This is a genomic window from Methylobacterium brachythecii (assembly GCF_014196345.1).
In the GTDB taxonomy this organism is placed as follows: domain Bacteria; phylum Pseudomonadota; class Alphaproteobacteria; order Rhizobiales; family Beijerinckiaceae; genus Methylobacterium; species Methylobacterium brachythecii.
Window position 1 is genome coordinate 422,057 of sequence record NZ_JACIDN010000005.1, and the last position, 13,422, is coordinate 435,478.

At 59.7% G+C, this 13,422-nt stretch carries 13 protein-coding genes and 1 pseudogene; 12 read left to right on the plus strand and 2 right to left on the minus strand.

What is annotated here, in order from left to right; genetic code table 11:
- Positions 1–135: 135 nt before the first annotated feature.
- From GGR33_RS15630 to GGR33_RS26565, 4 genes and pseudogenes are all read left to right on the plus strand, one after another.
- On the plus strand, positions 136–333 hold the full coding sequence (locus GGR33_RS15630) for a hypothetical protein (protein ID WP_183506784.1): 198 nt from the start codon (positions 136–138) through the stop codon (positions 331–333).
- Positions 334–888: 555 nt separating this feature from the next.
- Positions 889–1,200, plus strand: a complete 312-nt coding sequence (locus GGR33_RS15635; RefSeq protein WP_183506786.1) for a DUF6894 family protein — start codon at positions 889–891, stop codon at positions 1,198–1,200.
- Positions 1,201–1,831: 631 nt separating this feature from the next.
- Positions 1,832–2,503 (plus strand): response regulator, encoded by a 672-nt coding sequence (locus GGR33_RS15640; protein ID WP_183506788.1) that lies wholly within the window; start codon positions 1,832–1,834, stop codon positions 2,501–2,503.
- Between the two features lie 850 nt (positions 2,504–3,353).
- Positions 3,354–3,533: pseudogene (locus GGR33_RS26565) on the plus strand (hypothetical protein); the annotation flags it as partial.
- 226 nt (positions 3,534–3,759) lie between these two features.
- Here GGR33_RS26565 and GGR33_RS26570 read toward each other — a convergent pair.
- On the minus strand, positions 3,760–4,119 hold the full coding sequence (locus tag GGR33_RS26570) for a DUF6894 family protein (RefSeq protein WP_425488787.1): 360 nt from the start codon (positions 4,117–4,119) through the stop codon (positions 3,760–3,762).
- Between the two features lie 358 nt (positions 4,120–4,477).
- Here GGR33_RS26570 and GGR33_RS15650 point away from each other — a divergent pair, with 358 nt between their 5' ends.
- The 3 genes from GGR33_RS15650 to GGR33_RS15660 all read left to right on the plus strand — a co-directional run bounded on the left by GGR33_RS15650 (position 4,478) and on the right by GGR33_RS15660 (position 5,724).
- Positions 4,478–4,678 carry a hypothetical protein gene (locus GGR33_RS15650; protein ID WP_183506790.1) on the plus strand — a complete coding sequence of 67 codons (201 nt, stop codon included), beginning with the start codon at positions 4,478–4,480 and terminating at the stop codon, positions 4,676–4,678.
- A complete protein-coding gene (locus tag GGR33_RS15655; RefSeq protein ID WP_183506792.1) occupies positions 4,675–5,208 on the plus strand; it encodes a phasin family protein in 534 nt (177 codons plus the stop codon). Before GGR33_RS15650 ends, GGR33_RS15655 begins: the two co-directional genes overlap by 4 nt.
- Positions 5,209–5,493: 285 nt before the next feature.
- On the plus strand, positions 5,494–5,724 hold the full coding sequence (locus GGR33_RS15660; protein WP_183506794.1) for a hypothetical protein: 231 nt from the start codon (positions 5,494–5,496) through the stop codon (positions 5,722–5,724).
- 51 nt (positions 5,725–5,775) lie between these two features.
- Here GGR33_RS15660 and GGR33_RS15665 read toward each other — a convergent pair whose 3' ends face one another.
- Entirely contained in the window at positions 5,776–6,336 is a 561-nt protein-coding gene (locus GGR33_RS15665) for an OsmC family protein (RefSeq protein ID WP_183506975.1), read from the minus strand.
- A 158-nt stretch (positions 6,337–6,494) separates the two neighbouring features.
- Here GGR33_RS15665 and GGR33_RS15670 point away from each other — a divergent pair, with 158 nt between their 5' ends.
- The 5 genes from GGR33_RS15670 (at position 6,495) to GGR33_RS15690 (ending at position 13,394) form a co-directional block, all read left to right on the plus strand.
- A complete protein-coding gene (locus GGR33_RS15670) occupies positions 6,495–7,430 on the plus strand; it encodes a LysR family transcriptional regulator (RefSeq protein ID WP_183506796.1) in 936 nt (311 codons plus the stop codon).
- Between the two features lie 1,151 nt (positions 7,431–8,581).
- Positions 8,582–9,190, plus strand: a complete 609-nt coding sequence (locus GGR33_RS15675) for a TetR/AcrR family transcriptional regulator (protein ID WP_183506798.1) — start codon at positions 8,582–8,584, stop codon at positions 9,188–9,190.
- Positions 9,191–9,270: 80 nt separating this feature from the next.
- On the plus strand, positions 9,271–11,232 hold the full coding sequence (locus GGR33_RS15680) for an autotransporter domain-containing protein (protein ID WP_183506800.1): 1,962 nt from the start codon (positions 9,271–9,273) through the stop codon (positions 11,230–11,232).
- 99 nt (positions 11,233–11,331) lie between these two features.
- Positions 11,332–11,700 carry a DUF485 domain-containing protein gene (locus tag GGR33_RS15685; protein WP_183506802.1) on the plus strand — a complete coding sequence of 123 codons (369 nt, stop codon included), beginning with the start codon at positions 11,332–11,334 and terminating at the stop codon, positions 11,698–11,700.
- Positions 11,697–13,394: a cation acetate symporter gene (locus tag GGR33_RS15690; RefSeq protein WP_183506804.1), complete on the plus strand. Its 1,698-nt coding sequence runs from the start codon at positions 11,697–11,699 to the stop codon at positions 13,392–13,394. The genes GGR33_RS15685 and GGR33_RS15690 overlap by 4 nt, the downstream gene beginning before the upstream one ends.
- The last annotated feature ends 28 nt before the right edge of the window (positions 13,395–13,422 follow it).

Below are 13,422 nucleotides of genomic sequence, written 5' to 3' on the forward strand. Positions count from 1 at the left end.
GATAACATGCATTTGCCGACCGAATGAATGGCCGGCGAATAGGGGTGCGATGCCGCCGGATTAGAGACGGAACCTACGTCCGCTTTCGGGAACCGTGGGGCCGAGCGTGTAGGACCGGGTTGGGCCGGAAGCAGCGTGGCTGATCAGGGTGGTTTTCAGCCGGTCTGCTTTCAGGCGTCAATCGAGGAAAGCGGACGTTCAAGGTTCGAGGCCGAGGATGTAAGACAGATGATGCGCGATCTGACAGCGCACTACGAGGTTAGTCGCTATCTGCTGAAAGTTCGCTTGGTTTGCTCGGTGGAGGAGCTTTGGCGTCCGCCTGTAGCTAAATGAGTACCATCTCCAGCAGGAGCCGAACACGAAAGCTGGCATGCGCGCCGAGCTTATCTAAAGCTGCTTGGCAATGCTTAGCGGCTTCCGTGTTTGCATCCTCGGAGTCTAACATCCAATCACCCCGTCCCGATGAGGGTATCAAACCGAACATATGAGGGGTTGTCGCGGTGGCAATATATGACAGGCGCTTGACATAAATTTGCGCCTGAAGGCCAAGGTTTTGCAGAGACGTCGATTTTTTGCGGGTAAGCTCGCTGCCCCACCTTCCGCAACGAATGGCGGCACCTTTGTGTGACAACAATCCCAAGAACAGCTTTCACCGCTTCGTCCTGGCGCAGCCACGGCTGTTGTCTTGCGACAAAGCGGTTGATCGCTGTGCCGCTCTCGTCGGAGACAATCAGTCATAATGAGGTCTGTCGCAGCCTAAGTCAAAAACCGATCATACGTTGTATTAAATCTACTGACTGCGGTTATGCTAAGCTATCATTGGCAACGACTTGGCGCTGATGACTGAGAGCAACGCGTGCTCCCGCCTGCCTTCAGGGGAGCAGCTTCATGCCTCGCTACTTCTTCGACATCCATGACGGAGAGGTATCCCGCGATGAAGCCGGAATGGTTCTTTTCAGTGAAGAGGCCGCCCGTCGCGAAGCTTACAGCATCGTTTCTCGTTATGCGTCTAACCCGATCAATCTTGTCATAGACGGCCTCGTCGTCGTGACCGTACGCGACGGTCCTCATTCCGAGGTGTTGACACTGCGCCTAGTCTGTCAGGAGGATAGGCCCGACAACCGCGCTCGGTCGACGACCACGCCGGACTCGACGCTTGCTAGAGACCGGAAAAACGGCGCGAACTCTCAACACTTTTAGCGGGGCGGCCCATGTCAAGGACACGCAAGCCCGTAGCCTGGATGGCGAGACGCGCTCAACGCCGCCGATCCTCTCGCATGGACTGGTGCATCGAGAAAACCAGGCGACACAACCTCAAGGCAGCTGCCTTGAGCGAGTTCCCAACGCCGGACACGACCAATGTCATTTTCTTTAAACGCTTCGACGGCAGGCCCTTCGCTGGCTACGAGGGTTGACGAGCCGTAACCTGAACTCGGATGTCGCTAACCCCAACGCGGCCCGGGCTGAAAGGCCTCGCCGGGCGCTAATGTGCCGCCGTGGCCGCTTGAACCTGAGGCTAAGCTCACCCGGTGACGGTGATCAACAGGCTGGCGTGTGAAATCCTTCGAGATGAACGATTATGTCAGTCTCAATCCGAACAATTGAGCAATTTGACAGCACGTAGCTCAAAACCGCGCCGAAAATTGAGAGAAGCGTCGCACTTCGCGTGATTTCTAAAACTGATCCTCGCCGCCTCAAATTATTATTTGATTGGTTTTCCGTATTTGATAAATCGATAGATAAAATATTTTGACAATCACAAAACACCTCGATATAAAATCGGCAATTGAGATAAAGGAGTAATCTAATAGCAGATTATATTACCAAGGTTTTGATTGCTGACCGGCATCCTTCATTTATCTTAGGCTTACGGTGCCTGATAGATACGATGTATGGTTTTCGAATTGTGGGAGAGATTGCATCTTATGTGGGTGCATATGGAAAAATTCTAGAAATTAATCCAGATATAGTGATACTTGACTTTTCGATACCTGGAATGAGAGGTCTTGCGACCCTAAATCAAATAAAAATAGAAACCCCAAATATTTCGATAGTCGCTGTCAGTGAATACCACCAGGATCACTACGTAGCAAGCATTTTCAAATCTGGCGTTAAAGGTCATATCTCAAGAAGTGCAGCAAAGAATGAATATTCCAATGCAATATCGACTGTGTCTCGCGGTGAAATATATGATACCCCGTCATTCTCAGAAAATGCCAATTCGACTAGCGCTCCCCAGGACAGATCAATAAAAAACAAAATTACATCTTCTACTTTATCGGAACGCGAGACTGTAGTATTGCGAATGATATCTCTTGGTTTAACCAATAAAGAAGTTGCTCTCACTCTGGGAGTGACGGCAAATACTATTGATACTCATAAAAGAAGAGCAAGTGAAAAACTAGAAATCTACAGTAGAGCTAAGCTTGTGCAATATGCTATTTTCAATGGTTGGCTTGGTGGGCCAATCCAAGAGGAAACACTTGGGGCAAAGATCTCGTGACTAGCGAACCTTTCGAACTCTATTGACGCGAACTGGGTCGACAAAGGCGAAAAGCATGATGCTTACATGAGCCAGCAACGGACTTTGACTTTCGAGACCCACGTCGAGCCTTGCCCGTTCGATAAACATCGCTTCCGCTGGATATTAGCTGCCGGTGGGGGTGGACACTCCGAGCACGGTTTAACTTCGTATGCTGATCGTGAGGCCGCGCAGATAGCCGGAGATGCCAGAGTTCAGGTATTGGCAACACAGGCCGCTGACTTGCAGACATCGTCCGGTGATTTTTCGTCTGCAAAACCAGACAAGAATTCCTTAGGCGCATAGGCCGAATTACTGTTGATTGGGATTGATCACTGTTAAATCAGATCAATCCGACGCGGGAAGGCGGGGGCGCCTAATTCGTTCGCGCTGCGTTCGACGCGTTATCCAACCGAATGCTGTAGTTAGCTCGAGCATTTCAGCTCCTGTACGTGAAATATAGTCCATCAGAGCGTGTTCTAAACGATCAGCATCGTTGCCATGATGTCGCGGTGTTTGGCTGCGTTTCGACCACTGACGAAGACATGCGGTCTGTCCGGCTGAAACGGCTCCAACGCGATCGCTTGTGCCAGCACCTGCTTGGCGCGGTCTCTGATTGCGTCGAGGTCGTCGCACTATGAACCGATCTCGTAGTCACGCGAGAGAGTCCAGCTGCGAACATCAAAGAAATATCGAGGCAAGGCGCTTCCTTGGAGGAAGGCGGCAGCACTGGCGTCTCCTTGCTGTTTGCGAGCCGACCCAGTCATTCGGGGTTCCCGAAAGAATCTGACGTGAGGTCAATCCGGAGCCTGGCGAACACCGGGGATGAGCCATGGCGATCAAGGTCACGTTCGTCGTCCAGAGCTTCGTCATCAAGCAGAAGCGCTTGGTGCTGGGCGGCCCGGAAGTCGCGCGCACCGAGAGCGGAGCGCTGAAGAAGGCGGAGGCCATGGCATCCCGCGTTCCCGGCACAGCGGCGATCCGCGTCATGGCGAACGATGAGACCGGCGAGCATCTCGCTAAAGTTACCTACCGAGCCGGGGCATGCGCGAATTCACGGCCGAGGTCAAAGACAAGGCTGGCAAGGTCATCGTTCACGGCACGCTGTCGTTACGCGGAAAGTGTTCGCGTTGAGCGCACAAAAAGCACGGTTCAGCGGGTGCTGGCCGGGCTCGGTAATTCAGGTTCACTCATTGGCCTCGGGCGGACCGGATTAGGATGATGACAGGGATCGTGGCCTAGTTTTCCGCCTTTTCAGCTTTGCTGATCCCGTGGACGAGCTTCAGTAGAATGCCTCGAACATGTGCTCGCACGCTGCGGTCACGTGGCCGCCTCTGCGACCAGAGTACCCGTACATTCCCATTGAGCCACCCGTGCGCGCTCATGATGATTGCACCATCCTCCTCAGTGACGACCACGGTAGCGGGAAGAGCCTCACTGCCACGAGCAATCTGTCTTGCACCTGCCTCGGCTAGGAGCCTTCGGGCATGACGCTCAATCGCGACAGGTCCTTCACATTCTAAGTCTTCGTCGTCCCACTCGGAAGAGTCGCCATCATTTACGTCGAAGACGTACTTATGCACTGGAAGCTCCCCCACAGAAGACGGGAGCGCGCATTGCTCTCGGCCATCAACGCCAAGGCAATATGCTAATTGGCATCTTATGATACGCGCTCGCCGCCGTGGTATGCTCTGCGATTATGCACAGCCGGTCACCGTTAACGGTCCGACCGGTCGTCCAGGGATCCTGTTAGGCTTTGCTTCCAGGCGGCTCTGCCGTTGTCCAACCGATGCGCGGCGATCTTGCTCACTATCGCTCATCGGCCTTTCTCGAGGTTGAGCGCTAAGAGCGCGCCCGAAGCACCGAGGCCTTGATCCGGGACGATGCCAGGGGACGCCGATGCCACGTCACGCCTGAATCGACCCACACGACCAATACGCCCAGGGGGAAGTCCTGGTGGAGTTCGAGGCGATCGTCGGAGGGGTCAGACTAATCTCGGCGCGCGACGCCGAGGGCGCCGACATCCTTACCGACCTCGAGGACCTCGAACGCCTCGCGCTCGCAAGCGAAATCCTGGACGATTACCGCGAGGCCATGCCGACGTGTGAGGCTTCCCTGCACGTGAATTCGACCGTCTACCAACCGATATCAGGATGAACATGACCACGCAGAGCAACAGCGCGCGCGCCCAACACGAACGCGGCGCGGACCAGTTTTCGGAAGCGGCAAAGGCCGGCGCCGACAAGCTGGCTGAAAATGGCATCTGGCCGGTCCCAGCCAGCATGGAGCAGGCGGTCCGCCGTATCGGCGAGGCGACCGAACGCTACAACCGCACCTTCGGCTTCTCCGGCGAGGGGGGAGTGCGATTGCTAGCCCAGTCCCGGCAGCACGCGGAAGCCATGAAACAGTGCGGGACGGTGCTGACCAAGGCGTTCGAGGAGTCGTCGAAGACCTGGATGGAGATGATCCAGGATCAGTGGGAGCGCAATCGCGCCGGCATGGACAGGCTGCTGCAGGCCAAGACGGTCCATGAGTTCGGCACCATCCACGGCGATCTCGTCCGGGAGAATCTGGAACACTTACTCAGAGACAGCCGCGTCATTGCGGGTCAGTCGATAAGAGCGGCCGAAGACGCTGCTAAGTCTTTCGCCGCAATCACGGTTCCGATCTCAGACAAGAAGGCATGAGCGCCGACGGGCCTCGGCGCCGCCCGCAGTCCGAGGTCGGTACCCGATTTACATCGGCATCGAAGCCGACTGCTCGAACCTTCTCGGGCTATTTGGCCCGCTTCCGATCGATGGGCTCATCCGGCAACGCGACTTGGCGGCGAATTCTGCCGTCGATCGCGATGACGGCATTGCTGACCGGCATCGTTCTGTCGTGCGCCTTCACAGACGTCCTCGACGGTCATCCGCTCATCTACACGCTGCCATAACGGAATGTCACCAAGTCGCGGGACAGATACGAACGTCGTGGCTGCGATGACGGAATCTTCCGAGGCCTTGAATCGGGACTACGCGCTCGAAGCCGAGCGTGAGGCGACAGAGTCGGGCATGGCCATTCAGGAGTACCAAGCAGTGCTCAAGGGCGCAGTCGTCACGGCGCTAATTCCGCCCAAACACCTTGAAGGCATCGCAGCGTATGGGGTTAGGGCTGTCGGCGAGGTCCTCGTTCGTTACCTCGTCGGCGAGGCCGAACGGTAGAAGGGCGGGCGTACCCCCTACCAGTATGGAGTTCACCTATCCGGGACCGGATCAGGCCTTCGCCGCCATCCGCAGCGAGACGTCGAGGTGGACCGGATTGTGTAGGATGTTCGCGACCGGTGACCAAAGCACTGCATGCTTGACGAGGGCATCGAGCACTTTTCGCGATGCGTCCGCATCCAGCGTAACCGCGACCCGGATGGTCTCGAACCCGATGGTCTTCGGATGGAGGTCACCGGTTCCCCAGGCCGCTGTAGTGTTGATGTCGGCCTCGACGTTGAGTTCGAGTGTCCGGATCGGGATCCCTTGCGCTAGGGCGTTGGCGTGGATGCCAATGGAGAGGCAGGAGCCGAAAGCGGCCAGTAAGGCTTCCGATGCATTCGGCGCTGTGGTCTCGCCCAAAAGACCCTCGGGTTCGTCTTCCATCACTGGCTGGGGCGGAAGGTCCCGGATGTAATTGAGCTGCCGCAGGCGGCCCTGCGCAACTGTGCGGCATCGCAAGGTGCGGACAGCAGCGGGATCGGTTTTGCCCTCGGCGATGATGGCCTCAAGCTGACGCCCGTCGACCGTATCCGGAAGCGCAGATCCAGGTTTGATCGGAGGAAGTGCCATTTTTATTTCCTTGATAGTGAACATATGACTTAAAATAATTATTTCATGAAAATATTTCCATGTTGGCGATAGTCATGCGTTCTATATAAGCTTTCCGTGTAGAAAGTCGGCACGCAAAGTCGACGAGGAGAGACGCATAAACGGATTCTGGATCGCGGATGCTCGACTGGGACGACTTGAGATTCTTCCTGGCTCTCGCCCGACATGGCACCCTGTCCGCAGCTGCCAAGGTCCTGCACGTCTCGCAATCGACTGTCGGACGTCGTCTAACCTCGTTGGAGGCGACGCTTGCGGTGCGTCTGCTCAATCGCACTCCGGACGGCTACGTGCCGACCTTGGCCGGCGTAGCCGTACGCGAGAAGGCAGAACAGCTTGAGGCAGCGGCCCTGGCGCTGGAACGCGACGTCAGCGGTCGCGACGCCCGGCTGAGAGGGCTAGTCCGCGTCACCTGCGCCGAGACGATGGCGGCCCAGATCCTGGCTCCGAGCTTCGCACGTCTTCACGCGTCGTATCCTGACGTCATGGTCGAGCTCATCCCCAACCCGCGGGAACTCAGCCTGTCGATGCGCGAGGCGGACATTTCGGTGCGGCTTAAGCAGCCGGAACAGCATGACTTGGTCCTGCGGCGCATCGGCGGCATCGCCTTCGGACTCTACGCGACGGCGGATTACCTCGCGGATCACGGCGCGATGGATTTTGGGGACGGATGTTCGGGGCATCGCCTAATCACGCAGCTCGACGACACCCAGGAGATGACGCAATCGGCGTGGCTGACCGAATTGGCATCTCGAGCCACGGTGGTGCTGCAGACCAGCAGCCACGAGGCCGCCGTGCTCGCGGCGGCCAATGGAGGCGGCTTAGCTTGCCTAGCGCGGTTCCGAGCAGACGCTGAACCGAGATTGACCCGAATTTCGGTGCGGGTCGCGCCACCCAGCGCAGACGTGCTGTTGCTCGTCCACAAGGACAACCGCGACACCCCGCGTATTCGGGTGGTGCTCACGCACATCACGGAATGCATCCGCGCACTTGGTCCGATGCTTCAGCCCGAGGATGCAAGTGAACAGGACGCTCGGGCCATGGCCGTTCGATCCTAAAAAAGTAGGCGCCGGTCCTCGCGCATCGTCAGCTGGCGCCCTCCACCCCAATGCCTGCAGGCCATAGGTGGGCACTCCGCGGTCGTATTGACAATCATCGATGCCTCGCCATCGGGTGCAGGCTTACCGCAAATTTCGTCTAATCCGCTCCCTTGGTTAGGGCCTCAAAAAGTCGAGGAATAGAGAACATCTCGTTTCAGATATCGGCGTGCCTCTCGGAACGTCTGCTCTAAAGCTGGGGATCGCTTGGTTAGAACTACCGAGATGAGCGCACCGCTGCCGCTGAAGCACCAGAAGGGACGTCCCGTCCGCTTTCGGGGAACGGGCGGTCGCTCGTGTACGGCGAGGTTGGGGTCGGTTGCAGAATGTCTGCTTCTGGGCAGGCGACCAACTTCTGCTCCTGGCGCACAGCCGCGATCATCAATGGCTCAATTGGGTGGAGTTCCGCTGGGCCGCTTTCCGTCGCCGAACTCAGGAAGCCGACGTCCGAGGTTCGACATCGCCCGGGCGGAAGCGGAACGGCAGCGTCCAGGCAGGCGACTTAGAGAAGCGGACGCAACCGCCCAGACTGATCTGGACGTAAGACGCCTATGCCATCCGCTGGCCGCCCTTCGTCGGAGCAACCCTTCTTCCCTCCGCCTACCTGGCAACTTCGACTCCGAATGGCCATCGAACTTCGCGGGACCCTTCGCCCGGTGGGGAATAGGATTTTGTTTGCTCCAGAACGTGCAGGTCCACGATGTGGCAGAGAAAGCACGCATCAGACAGTAGCGAGCTCTGACACTGGCCGTAATCGAACGTTCATTGACATATGAATGAACGTTCAATTACAACTTTGCTGACGAGGGGATAGCATGTGCTATTTGCTGCGAAGCGCAGACTCATATCACGACGCAAGTCAGCGCAGTCGTGTAGCGACAGGTCATATATTGGCCCGGGTGGGCCGACTGGCCGAAGCACAGCGACCTCTCATGATGACCAACATGAGGTGGCCTCGCCACCTGTCATTCCTAAGAACCGATGCAGCCTTTAGTGGCCCTTCAATCCATCCTCGTCGCGATGACAAAGCGGATGTGGTTGCCGACATACGGGCCCCGTTGTTCAAGGAGCGGAGCAGCCCGACGCAGCGTCGGGCCCAAGAGGTCCGACGGATGAAGCCCACGTCTGCGTTTATAGATACTCCCGCTCCAAGAACCGATCGCCGCGAGCGGATTCTTGATGCTGCGGAAACCTGTTTCGTGCGCAACGGCTTCCATAGAACCACGATGCTCGCATTGGCTAAGGCCGCATCGATGAGCGCCGGGAATTTCTATCACTACTTCTCTTCGAAGGAGGCGATTGTCCTCGGCATCATTGAGCGCGACCGGAACCGCAACGCGGAGCTTTGGGAAGAGCTCGTTAAAAGCGGTGACCAAACCGAAGTCTATATCGATATGGTTGCAAGCTACTTCACGGCAATGACCCGTGACGCCGCAATCCTACAGGTCGAGATTTGGGCAGAGGCTACCCGTAATCCCGCAATCGCCGACATCGTCGCCAGCGCCGACGCAAAGGGACGCGCCTGGTTCCTCGATACGCTGACGGCTTCGGCCGGCTTGCCCGAACGCGACTGCGGAGACTTGTACTGGGCGATGACCGCCATGCTGAGAGGCATGATTGTCGATCGAGCCACGATCGCCGAATACGATCCGAAGCCTGCCCTTTCGCGGTTCGTCGACATGATGCGAGCCGGTTTCGCCAAGGGCGGGCCGGCCGACTGATCCGGGTGGAATTCCTTCACCCGTAGATGAAACCGGGACGCGAGATCCCGGGGCAAGAACTTCCAAGGGGAGATCACGCCATGTTTCGGAAAATGATGGCTGCCGCCTGCGGCAGCCTGCTGATGACCTGCGCCGGTGCACAGGCGCAGTCAGCCTACTTCACTCGCTACGTCACCTTCGGTGACAGTCTTACGGACAACGGCCGAATTCTACGCGAGACCGGGTTCAGCCCCACCATCGCTGCGAACGCGGCCATCGGTTCCGTTATCTACCAAGACGGGACGTCGGCGAACCGCCCCGCCTACGCTGAAGTCGTTCCGGCGCTCATCGGGCTGCCTTACCGACCCGAAGACGGATATGCCGTCGGGGGCTCGCGGTCGTACCATCTAGATCCTGATCCGAATTTTTCTCCTGTGAAGCCGTGGGGTCTACCCGATCAGGTCGCGGAGTCCATCGCACGCATCGGCCGCTTCAGTCCGCGCGACCTCTTCAGCATCTGGATGGGCTACAACGACATTGCCGCCGCCGGAGCGGTGACCCCGGAGGCAAAGACCCTGGTCGTTACCAATCTGCTCGCCAACACCAATGCCGCCATCCAGGCACTGGCTGGAAACGGAGGACGCGAGTTCGTCGTCTTCAATCAGAAGACCGACCGGCCGGATCTCGTGACGATCCCCGGCGTCAGCTCGACCCCGCTCGGCGGCAACGACGTCGCCCGGGCGATCAACGCCGCCCTGCCGGGCGCGCTAGCGCCGCTTTCGGCGGCCGGTCTCAACATTCACTACTTCGATGTCGATGCGCTCATCACCCGCCTTCGCGCCAACCCGACCGCGTTCGGCTACGGTCCGGATGGCAACACGCCCTGCGTCCTGGTTCCGTCTTGTAAGGCTATCGGCGCTGCCGACGGCGGTGCGACGGTCAATCAGTACATCACCGTCGACGGCGTCCACGATACCGGCCGTACTAACAGCTACATAGCGGCCTTCCTGGCCAACCAGCTCAATGCCCCGCTGACCATCGGTCCGCAGGGCGATCTCGGTCAAAGCGCAGGCATCGCCTTCTCCTCGACGCTGATCGACTTCCTCAGCGCCGAGCGTCGCCGCAACATGGCGATGTCCGTGCCTGCCATGTACTCGGCCGACCTCCCCGGCAAGGCGCCAGCGCCTGTGACGATCCCGGTCATCCCGGGTAGCCCGTTCTCGGTGTTCGCGCTCGGGACCTACCTCAACGCCGACCGCACGGCTCAGAACCGCGCCGGCGGCGGCAGCATCGGCAACAGCTACAGCGCCGACTTCGGCGGCGTGACGGCCGGCCTGCTCTACCAGGCCACACCCAACCTCGTGCTCGGCGCCGCGTTCAACTACCTGAACACCAGCGTCGATCTGCGGGGTCTCTCCAACGGCCGCATCGATCTGGACAGCTTCCAGGGATCGGTCTTCGCCTCGCTGTCCTACTCGGAGTTCTTCGCCGACGGTGTGCTCACCTATGGCGGAAACAACTATACCATCGGCCGGCCCGGCGTTCTCAACGATCGCCTGACCGCGTCTCCCTCGGGCGACACCTTCACCGCCGCGGCCCGTGTCGGCTACCTCTTCGACTTCGGCTCCTTCAAGGCCGGCCCGGTCGCCGAGATGGCCTACGCTCACGTCAACGTCGATCCCTACGCCGAGAGCGGAGATCCCCTCCTCACGATCGGTGTCCGGCGCCAGAGCCTCGAAGGTCTGACGGCAGGCGGTGGCGTCCAGATCCGCTCGGCCCTGCCGATCTTCGGTGGTCTCGCCAGCCCGTTCCTGAACGTGACGGCGCAGCACGACTTCCTGGACGGGGTCCGCACCGTGAGCTCGTTCCAGACCTACGCGCCGGCGCTGCTGATCCGGACGCAGACCGGGCGCCTGAACGACGACGTCTATGGCCGCATCGCCGGCGGTCTCGACTTCGATCTCGGAAACGGCTTCAGCGGCCTCTTGACCGGCTCGACCAGCTTCGCGCGCTCCGGCGGCGACGATCGTACCGTCAGCGCGGGCGTGAGATACCGCTTCTGACGTCGCGTTCCTCCAGCTCTCCCTTCCCAGCATCTCGACAAGAGGGGAGCGCACCTTGGCCCGGTCAAAAGCCGGGCCGTTTTTTCGCGGAGCTTCGGTATGACAACGCTTCATCCACCAGCAAAGCAGGTGATCGATCCATCGTCGGCAAAAGCCGCTCAGCGGCCTGCCGATGCGAGTTCGACCATCGCCGCAAATTCAATATTCCAGACCCTGGTCCGCGAGCGCACGAGCTTCGGCTGGATCCTGACAATCCTGATGCTGGTCGTCTATTTCGGCTTCATCGGCCTGATCGCCTTCGACAAGCAACTGCTCGCTACGAAGGTCTCCGGCACGGCCTCGCTCGGGCTGTTCATGGGCGTCGGCGTCATCGTCTTCGCCTTCATCCTCACCGGGATCTACGTCGCGCGCGCCAACACCCGCTTCGACCGCCTATCGGCCGAACTCGCACGGAGCCTGGCTCGATGACCCGCCCGCACATCCTGGGCGGCCTCGGGGCTGTCGGTGTCATCGGGCTCGCGGCGACGACAGCTTGGGCCGCTGGCCCTGATCTCGGCGCGATCACGCAGCAGGCGACGAACTGGCCTGCCATCGGCATGTTCCTGTTCTTCGTGCTGTTCACCCTCGGCATCACCTACAAAGCTGCCAAGGGCACGAAGTCGGCCTCCGACTTCTACGCAGCGGGCGGCGGCATTTCGGCTGGCACCAACTCGCTCGCCATCGCGGGCGACTACATGTCCGCGGCCTCGTTTCTCGGCATCTCTGGCCTCGTCTACACCTCGGGCTTCGACGGGCTGATCTACTCCACCGGCTTCCTCGTCGGTTGGCCGATCGTGCTCTTCCTGATCGCGGAGCGCCTTCGCAACCTCGGCAAGTACACCTTCGCCGACGTGGCTTCGTTCCGCCTCGACCAGACTTCGATCCGCATCATCTCGGCCGTCGGTACCCTCGTCGTGGTGGCCTTCTACCTGATCGCGCAGATGGTCGGCGCGGGGAAGCTGATCCAGCTCCTGTTCGGTCTGCCCTACCTCTACGCGGTGGTGATCGTCGGCGCGCTGATGATCATCTACGTGGCCTTCGGCGGCATGAAAGCGACGACCTGGGTTCAGGTCATCAAGGCGTGCCTGTTGCTCGGCGGCGCGACCTTCATGGCCATCGCCGTGCTGTACAAGTACGGCTTCCACCCAGAGTCGCTGTTCGCCGCGGCCGTCGCCACGCACCCGAAGGGCGATGCCATCATGGCGCCCGGCGGCTTGGTCTCGAACCCGATCGAGGCGATCTCGCTCGGCGTCGGCCTGATGTTCGGCACAGCCGGCCTGCCGCACATCCTGATGCGGTTCTTCACGGTCTCGGACGCGCAGGCGGCCCGCAAGTCGGTGTTCTACGCCACCGGCCTGATCGGCTATTTCTACATCCTGACCTTCATCATCGGCTTCGGCGGCATCGCCCTGCTGATGTCCGATCCGAGCTACTTCAAGCTCGGCGCGGCGGGCACCTTCGACAAGCTCAAGGACATGGTCGGCGGCACCAACATGGTCGCCGTGAACCTCGCCAACGCCGTGGGCGGCCCGTACTTCCTGGGCTTCATCTCGGCAGTGGCCTTCGCGACCATCCTGGCGGTGGTGGCGGGCCTGACGCTGGCCGGCGCATCGGCCGTGAGCCACGATCTCTACGCCCAGGTCATCGCCCGCGGGCGCACGACCGAAGGCGCCGAGGTCCGGCTCTCGAAGATCGCCGCGGTGGTGATCGGGATCGTCGCGATCTATCTCGGCTACGTCTTCGAGAACCAGAACGTGGCTTTCATGGTTGGGCTCGCCTTCTCGGTGGCGGCGAGCTGCAACTTCCCGGTCTTGTCTATGTCGATCCTTTGGCGGGGAACGACCACTTGGGGCGCGCTGCTCGGTGGCCTCGTCGGTCTGGTAACGGCGGTGACCATGGTCGTGCTTTCGAAGGCGGTCTGGGTGACGACCTTCGGTCATCCCGCGGCCCTGTTCCCCTTCGACAACCCGACGCTGTTCTCGATGCCTCTGGCCTTCTTGACCATCTTCGTGGTGTCGAAGCTGGACAACACGCGGCGGGCTCAGCGGGAACGCGCGGCCTTCGACGCACAGTTCGTGCGCTCGGAGACCGGCATCGGAGCCAGCGGCGCCCACGCGCACTGAGCAACGGACGGCACTTTAAAAGGCGAAA